Here is an 8,744-nt window from a genome sequence, read left to right on the forward strand (position 1 = left end):
TTTAATTTTAATCGCTAACGGTTACGTTTATTTTAGCGTTGTGCGATGACGGTTATAAATCATCTTTGGCATAAGGGTGAGGGGTGAGATGCCCAGGATTAAGGGCGGGTTTTGAACAAAGGTTAGCGGTGTTGATTCAAGATTTATCTCTAAACCCGCCCCTACACGATGGTTATGGCGAGGGATTCAAATAGGATAAAGGAACGAACTGTAGGGGCGACCCGCTTGCATCAATGGACAACACTATTCCACTCAATTGGATCGGGTCGCCCTCAGCTTAATAGCGTAGCTGGAAACGATTTTGGGCGCAAGTCTTTGCGCCCCTACATTATTACCCCTGTGGATTTCAACCCTCTGTTAAGGGAAAATTTGGCGATTAGGTCGGCTTGCAAGCCCTATTGATCCTTAGCGACTGAGTGTAGCTGAAAATTTTTGACCTGACACTTGCTTGTCATCGACGCGATCGCATACTTCCTGTGTCGGTGTGGGGATGACATACCTAATCGGGTAGAGGAGAATTCCATTAACCATTCCCATGTTGTTGCTGCCGTGCGATTAACTGTTGGATAAAGGCTTGATGCTCTGGGGAATTAATTCCTGATTGCAAGGAAAGCAAAACCCGTTGCAGATTCCCTTGGAGCATCGCTGGCGCATCCAGCCACAATCCGGGAAATACTTGAGAGCAAATCAAGCCCTCAGAATCGGGTAACAAGGAAATATAATCACCATCGTTGAAACTAAACCAATCAATCTTTTGTTCAAAGACTTGCCAAACAATGTATTCTTGTACGCTATTGCGCCGATAAGCACGCTTCTTATCTCCCAGATCAATTGCCGCACTACTAGCCGCTATTTCTATCAATAATTCTGGCGCTCCTTCTAAGTATCCATCTTCACTTAGGGTAGAGTTGCCCCCACTTTCTGGATTAATGAGCAATACGCCATCGGGTTGCGGTTCGTTGTCCCTATCCAAACGGAGAGTGGGTTCAATTCCCATTTGTACCTGGGGTGTAGCAGCTTGATAAACTCCTAGCCAGGTGATTAAGCGTCCGTGGGGTTGGGCATGAGGTTGAAAGCGTAGGGGCGATGCCATGTAAACTGTTCCTTCTATCAGTTCGGCTTTTTTTAGTTCTGGCATAGCGTTGTAACGACGCTCGAATTCACGGGAGGTTAGGCGATCTCCATTTTCTAAAGGTGGCAAATGTCGAGCGGGTGCGAACACAGAGGTTAATGGTAAGGGCTTATCAGACATCGTTATGAATAACCCGACCTACCCTGTAATTGTATCAAGCAATCTCCCCCACCCAGGAAGAGTGATCGCCTAATACATTGGTTAAGGTGCGTTACGCTACCCTTCAGGAACGCTTTGCTCTCCCCACCCTACAGATGACGCCAATCAGGGTGTATAGCCGATCGCGATCGCATAGTTTTTTCCAATTAAGGGATGATTCGCATTCTTGACAATCAGCCTTATCGCTTCATCACAACTTTACAAAACGAGTTAAACAATTTCCCGTTAGTTTAAATGATTTGTGAACAAAAATGACCCTGAAACCCTTATTCTCTCAGGATTGCCATTTCACAATTCATTTATACAGCTGATGAATTTTTAAGTTTCAATTATTTAAAGTTTCTGTAAAGTTTCAACATACATCTTGACACCATCGGGGGGGGGGGAATTCATGATTTATTTATTGAAACAAATTCATTCTTCAAGTTCGCGACATCATCTAATTAAACCATGCTGAAAACACTATCTATCGTTACCGTTGGCGCTACAGTTATGGCACTGGGAGCGATTACTCAAGCTGAAGCCGCTCAAATTATTCAACCTCAATCGGCTTCAACAGATCTGGGAGAAAGGGAGCCTTTTATCCTTAATAAGGCGATTGACCAAGCTGGATTGTCCACTACCTATACCAGTGGTGTAACAGATTTTGATGACTATTTGTCTGGAAATCCTACACACGGGTTTGGTAGCAGTTGGCTTTCAAATAGTGTTACTCCCGGATCGGTTACGTTTGATTTAGGAAACGTTTTTGACTTGGATGGGATGGCTATGTGGGGTACGGCTGGTAACTTTAGTGTACAAAACTTCGATCTGTTTGCTTCGTTGACTGGAGCAGATAGTAGCTTTGTCAGCTTAGGCTCTTTTCTTCAAGATTTTGAGTCGGGCGCTGACACTGCCCAAGTCTTTGAGTTCGCGCCAACAACTGCCCAGTTTATCCGCATGGATATTAAGGATAGTTATCAACCTCCTAATCGTAATGATGTAGGAATTGGTGAAGTGGCATTCAGGACGGCTGACGTTACGCCTGAACCTGTTCCTGAACCTATGACTCTGTTCGGTTCTGCAACGGCTCTAGGCTTTGGTGCGTTAGTCAATAGAAAGAATGCTAAAAAGCAGAATAAGAAAGACAACAATTAACTGAGAGGGTATTGAGCGACTCAATTAATATATCCTGGTTATCTGTCTCTCTGAAAAGGGAGACTTTTGTCTTGTTTGATTCCCGATAATGAGTGAACGGTAAACAATGCGGAGCATAATATATTTAATCGGGTAAATAAGAATTCCATCCAGAAACCGTAGGGGCGCACCGACGTGCGCCCTTTACTGACGTGCGCCCTTTGCTAACGTGCGCCCTTTGCTAACGTGCGCCCTTTACTGACGTGCGCCCTTTCCCAATGTGTGCCTGATTGAATCATCAAATCTATTCCCCAATTTTAGGTAGGGGTAGGGCGGGTTTTGCAGCAACGCTAGCGGTGTCGCATCCAACGTTTATCCCTAAACCCGCCCCTACATTATGTTTACATGACGTTTCAGGAGGGTTGGCACTTGTAGGGGTACGGCAATGCCGTACCCTTGCTGTGAAATAAAATAGAGTACAGCCAAAGCTTGGAGTAGTAGATTGATGCGTTAAGGAGTATGTTTAATGACCGATAAGCCCACATCTTACGAACAGTTTACCCTGCCAATCGTACAGGAAATGTTCGAGTTAGGGTTAGATGAACGAACCAATTGGACAGCCAACCTAGAACCCGTCGAACCCAGCCCTCGGTTACTTCAGGACTTGGAAGATAATGTACTGCTCGCCTTAGCTACCAATACTGAAAAAGCTAGGTCAGAACTCATTATCACTCCCATCCTGAACGAATTGCGTCGGAGAAAGAATGTGGTTGTATTTTCGGGTAAAACCTTCAACGTCAACGAAGAACTGGGCTTAAAGGGACGCTGCGATTTTATTGTCACGGCATCGGAGGAATTCTATTACATCAAAGCTCCCGTTTTGACGATTGTCGAAGCCAAAAATGAGAGTATTGTTTCCGGGTTAGGGCAATGCCTTGCTACAATGATTGCCGCCCAGATATTCAACCAGAGTGACGTGGTTTATGGTGCAGTAACAACAGGCGATCGCTGGAAATTCTTGCAGATCAATGGCAAAGCCGTCAGTATTTCTCCCGTTGAGTATAACTTGGACAATTTGGGTAAAATCTTGGCAGTATTGGAGGCAGCAACGTGAAAACCTGTTTAAATGGGGTGCTGAGATACGCCGCAAAAAAGCCACCTCTACAGGAGAGTTCCGTACTCTAACCAACCGCAAATTCAGTAAACTTACGTTTATAGGGAGCATGAAAGGCTAAAACAATATCTTGCTTGGGAACGCCAGCTTCAACTAATTCATTAGCCACTCCGATTTCTGTTCCATCACGCTCAATCCAAATCTTTCCATCCTTAATTTCTACATAGATAATGCAACCAAAGACGCGACTCAACCCTTCCCAACCGATATGCAAGACTTGGTAGCGATCGCGCTCTGGATCAAATATGAGTTGAACTTCTGTATTACTGTTTAAACCATTGCCTACATGACGTTTCAGGATTGCTTGCACCAGTTGACGATAGTTTAGTTTATCCATAAAACAACCTCCTCTTTCTCTGCGGCTAACATTCTCTCAGCGGCTAAGTCCACATAAAAATCAAGACTATCAACTTTAAGAAACAGCGGATCATCAGTAATTCTCCATCCATCTTTTTCAAGTGCTGTTCTAACGGTATTGTGAAATAAATCTTTAGCTGGCATAAATTAATAACGGTAGTTTCCTCAGTTTCAGGAGGGTTGGCACTTGTAGGGCACGGCAATGCCGTGCCCCTACGGTGAAATAAAATAGATTACTGTTGCCTCCTGCCTTCTGCTCTGTTGGTGAGCCTGTCGAACCACTGCCTTCTGGCATCCCTCTGTGGTGCTGAAATACGCCGTAAAAAAGCCGTGAACACCGATCCAGCCATTGCCAGCCGCTTCCTACAATGAGGTCAGTTAAACAAATTCTCTACGGTAACGACTGACTATGCAACCCAATAATCCCAATCTGTTTACCGAAAAAGCCTGGGAAGCCCTCGCCCATACCCCAGATGTAGTTAAAGCCGCCCAGCAACAACAAATTGAAAGCGAACATTTGATGAAAGCGCTGCTGGATCAAGAAGGGCTGGCGATTAGTATTCTCAATAAAGCCCAAATCCCAGTACAGCGCATCCGGGAAACCACCGACGCCTTTATCCAGCGTCAACCCAAGGTGTCTGGGAGTAGTTCCTCGATTTATATGGGGCGTAGCCTGGATACCTTATTAGATCGGGCTGATGCTTACCGTAAAGAATTTAACGATGACTACATCTCCGTCGAGCATCTGATGTTAGCGTATGTCAAAGACGATCGCTTTGGCAAAAGCCTATTTCAGGAATTTAAACTAGACGAACAAACACTGAGAAATACGATTACCCAGATTCGGGGGAACCAAACTGTGACTGATCAAAATCCAGAAGGCAAATACGAAGCCCTAGAGAAATATGGACGGGATTTAACCGAAGCCGCTAGAGACGGTAAACTTGACCCGGTGATTGGGCGAGATGATGAGATTCGCCGCACGGTACAAATTCTCTCCCGTCGCACCAAAAATAACCCAGTTCTGATTGGGGAACCCGGAGTGGGTAAAACCGCGATCGCAGAGGGATTGGCACAGCGGATTGTCGCTGGCGATGTTCCCCAATCCCTGAAGGATCGCAAATTAATCGCCCTGGATATGGGGGCGTTAATCGCCGGGGCGAAGTTCCGAGGAGAATTTGAAGAACGATTGAAAGCGGTTCTCAAAGAAGTTACCGACTCCAAAGGACAAATCATCATGTTTATTGATGAAATCCATACCGTTGTTGGTGCAGGGGCGACACAAGGATCGATGGATGCGGGGAATTTACTTAAACCCATGCTGGCTAGAGGGGAGTTGCGCTGTATTGGGGCGACAACCTTAGACGAGTATCGCAAATATTTAGAAAAAGATGCCGCCTTAGAACGGCGTTTCCAACAAGTCTTTGTCGATCAACCCAGTGTCGTCGATACCATCTCCATCCTCAGAGGGTTAAAAGAACGCTACGAAGTTCACCACGGCGTTAAAATCTCCGATAGTGCCTTAGTCGCCGCCGCCACCCTCTCCACCCGGTATATTAGCGATCGCTTTCTCCCCGATAAAGCCATTGATTTAGTCGATGAATCCGCCGCCCGACTGAAAATGGAGATTACCTCCAAACCAGAAGAATTGGATGAAATCGATCGCAAAATCCTACAACTGGAAATGGAGAAACTGTCCTTGCAAAAAGACAGTGATCCAGCCTCCATGGAACGCTTAGATCGCCTAGAACAAGAACTGGCAAACCTCAAAGAAGCACAACGCACCTTAAACGCCCAATGGCAATCCGAAAAAGACGTTCTGGATCGGATTCAAGGGATTAAAGAAGAAATTGATCGCGTCAATATAGAAATCTCTCAAGCCGAACGGGAATACAACCTGAATCGGGCGGCTGAACTCAAATACGGGAAACTCGCCCAGTTACAACAATCCTTACAAGCCTCGGAACACCAGTTAAACGATACCCAAACCAGTGGCAAATCCCTGCTACGGGAAGAAGTCACCGAGTCTGATATTGCCGAAATTATCTCCAAGTGGACGGGAATTCCAATCAGCAAACTGGTAGAATCCGAGAAAGAGAAACTCCTACAACTCGAAGACGAACTGCATCAACGAGTCGTGGGACAAGAAGAAGCCGTTACTGCGGTAGCCGATGCAATTCAGCGATCGCGTGCAGGATTAGCTGACCCCAATCGTCCCACCGCTAGCTTCATTTTCCTCGGTCCCACGGGTGTCGGTAAAACCGAATTGGCAAAAGCCCTCGCCGCCTATCTCTTCGACACTGAAGACGCCTTGGTGCGGATTGATATGTCGGAATACATGGAAAAACACGCCGTCTCTCGCCTGATTGGTGCGCCTCCCGGCTATGTTGGCTATGAAGAAGGGGGTCAGTTAACCGAATCGATTCGACGACGCCCCTATGCGGTGATTCTCTTCGACGAAATCGAAAAGGCGCATAATGATGTGTTCAATATCATGCTGCAAATCCTCGATGATGGTCGAGTCACCGATGCTCAAGGTCATACGGTAGACTTCAAGAATACCGTAATTATCATGACCAGTAATATTGGGTCACAGTACATTCTCGACTTAGCTGGCGATGACACCCACTATGACGAAATGCGGGGGCGGGTAATGGATGCAATGCGAACCAGCTTCCGTCCGGAGTTCTTGAACCGGATTGATGAAGTGATTATCTTCCACGCCCTGCAAAAACACCAGTTACGCCATATCGTGTCCCTACAAACCCAGCTACTGGAAACCCGCCTAGCCGAACGGCAAATGTCGCTGAAGCTATCGGAAGAGGCGATCGATTACTTAGCCGAAGTTGGGTATGATCCGGTGTACGGCGCACGTCCCTTGAAGCGGGCGATTCAGCGAGAATTAGAAACCCAACTGGCTAAAGCTATGCTGCGGGGTGAGTTCAGCGACGGTGATACCATCTTTGTGGATGTGGAGAACGAACGACTAACATTCAAGCGCTTACCCGCAGAGTTGTTGACCACTCAATCCGGTTAAGCCTTCGACAGTCAGGGAATCTAGGTTTAAGGGGATTTGGTTAAGTGAGTTAAGAATTGTAAAAACCCTCAATCCCTGGCTGTTGCCTATTTCTAATTCTCAATTTCCTGAATTTCAACGTATTCGCGGGAGTCCTCACCCTCAAATCTCGTAGGGTGAGGAGGGATAGCGGGATGCCGGAAGAATAGAGGCATCCAATTCTTTTCTCAGGCTACACATAAGCCGTTATTTCTCCTGATTAAATCGACTTTACTAGGAGCAAATTGCCCGATACGTTTCCATGTGTAGTCGCAAACGGAAACCTTCTGAGCCTTTTTGGTATCGGTGAATCCGCTGACGTAGCCAATGTAGACTTTTCCGGCTTTTTCTGCTCTGACTAAATCACCAATCCTCACTCCAAAGGGGGTAATCGTCCCACCTTTACGCTTCCTTACCCCTAACTTATCTGGTACTTCAAAGTGCAATTGACGACGGAAGAATCCATACTCTTTCCCCCGTTTCACCGCACCGGGACGGGTGATGATTTTAAACGGGGAAGGGGTCACGTTAACGCTACGATGGCGGGTGTAACCGTGGGAGTTAGAGCCAGTAAACGGAACATACTTGATGAAATACCCACAAGCCAACGTCACCCCATCAACCGCGTGAGTTTCCGGTTTAGCTATGGACTTGTTAGCCTTATCCTTCTCCAGCCCTAGTTGGGTTCGGAGTTGGGATGTGCCGTTTCCATCCTTTTGCCAACCGTGCCGGACATAGACAGGGGTGATACCCTGAGCGTTCGACTGAGCGCTCACGCCGAAGTCTTGTCGAAGGGCGATTTTTTCCATTTGGGATATTGCCCAATTGCTGACCCGTCATTACTGGGGAAAATCCCTTACCCGACTTGGCACGTTTGCGTTGGGTTTGATCTACATCGGCTCTAACCCGTTCATACCCAATCGCCGTCACCGGAAAGATAGCCGCTAATTCGGTAACTGTCCGTAACTCCAACTGCCGGGAGGCTTTAATGGATGGAGGAAGTTTGCATTGTTTGCGATTGTCAAACCTGCATTGGCGGTGGTTCCGTTGCTTGAATGGAACATCCCGGTTAATCCGCCGTCCCCGTCGAGATCGTCGTAACATGGCACGGGTTTCCATCCGTTTCTTGACCCGTCCAAACGGAAGAATAAGGTGCAATTGCAGCAGGGTGCATTTAGCCGACTGAACACCGACACCGGAGTAAGACTTGCCCGGATCGACTCCAACGGTAATGGGTTGTACTTCCTCAGCCGATGACGGCTCAGTGAGTTGGACGTAGTAAACTCCCAGGTCTGACCACTTCCCCACTGCCTTACCTTCTTTGACCCACCGTCTAGCTCTAGAGGGCTTAGTAGGCATCAATGGCTTACCTTCTTTGCTAACTACACCGAACACGATTCATAGATATAATCCACTCGTGTGATGTTTGCGTCTCTTAAGGCATTGGTAAGGGTGTGTCCTGGAACTACCCAGTGTCTAGAGATTCCTAGACCTACATTTAAGCCGAACTAGAGAAGCGTTCGGAAGTGGTTGTCCCCTACCAACTCATGCCCTTATTCATGACTTCCTGACAGGTTATCTCTGCCAATCCCCGTCCTCACGAAGTAGGGCGGGGTTAACTAACAGTCGGTAAATATCTAGACAATTAGTGACATAACTAGACATTTTCTATGATATAATCAGGCAATGTCTAGTTTAACCCCCCAAGAAGCAGCCACTCGACTAGGTGCCACAGTCTTGCACTTTGCACC

5 protein-coding genes and 2 pseudogenes are annotated in these 8,744 nt (G+C 46.9%); 3 read left to right on the forward strand and 4 right to left on the reverse strand.

The features are described from left to right. Positions 1-523 precede the first annotated feature (523 nt). Positions 524-1,252: a Uma2 family endonuclease gene (locus RIC07_RS33330; protein ID WP_446398267.1), complete on the reverse strand. Its 729-nt coding sequence runs from the start codon at positions 1,250-1,252 to the stop codon at positions 524-526. A gap of 489 nt (positions 1,253-1,741) precedes the next feature. On the opposite strand from RIC07_RS33330, the gene RIC07_RS33335 reads away from it, so the two are divergent. Both RIC07_RS33335 and RIC07_RS33340 read left to right on the forward strand, forming a co-directional pair. Then, positions 1,742-2,428 (forward strand): PEP-CTERM sorting domain-containing protein, encoded by a 687-nt coding sequence (locus RIC07_RS33335; protein ID WP_446398268.1) that lies wholly within the window; start codon positions 1,742-1,744, stop codon positions 2,426-2,428. Positions 2,429-2,933: 505 nt separating this feature from the next. Then, entirely contained in the window at positions 2,934-3,521 is a 588-nt protein-coding gene (locus RIC07_RS33340; RefSeq protein WP_446398269.1) for a hypothetical protein, read from the forward strand. 67 nt (positions 3,522-3,588) lie between these two features. Here the strand turns inward: RIC07_RS33340 and RIC07_RS33345 are convergent, their stop codons facing one another. Next, a complete protein-coding gene (locus RIC07_RS33345) occupies positions 3,589-3,918 on the reverse strand; it encodes an element excision factor XisI family protein (protein ID WP_446349038.1) in 330 nt (109 codons plus the stop codon). Between the two features lie 11 nt (positions 3,919-3,929). Beyond that, positions 3,930-4,082: pseudogene (locus tag RIC07_RS33350) on the reverse strand (element excision factor XisH family protein); the annotation flags it as partial. 265 nt (positions 4,083-4,347) lie between these two features. Here RIC07_RS33350 and clpB point away from each other — a divergent pair. Continuing rightward, the gene (clpB, locus tag RIC07_RS33355; RefSeq protein WP_446398270.1) at positions 4,348-6,975 is read left to right on the forward strand and encodes an ATP-dependent chaperone ClpB; all 2,628 of its coding nucleotides are present in this window, start codon (positions 4,348-4,350) and stop codon (positions 6,973-6,975) included. Between the two features lie 206 nt (positions 6,976-7,181). Here the strand turns inward: clpB and RIC07_RS33360 are convergent. Further along, positions 7,182-8,352: pseudogene (locus RIC07_RS33360) on the reverse strand (RRXRR domain-containing protein). Positions 8,353-8,744: the final 392 nt, after the last annotated feature.

It is taken from the genome of Coleofasciculus sp. E1-EBD-02 (assembly GCF_040218245.1).
In the GTDB taxonomy this organism is placed as follows: domain Bacteria; phylum Cyanobacteriota; class Cyanobacteriia; order Cyanobacteriales; family Coleofasciculaceae; genus Coleofasciculus.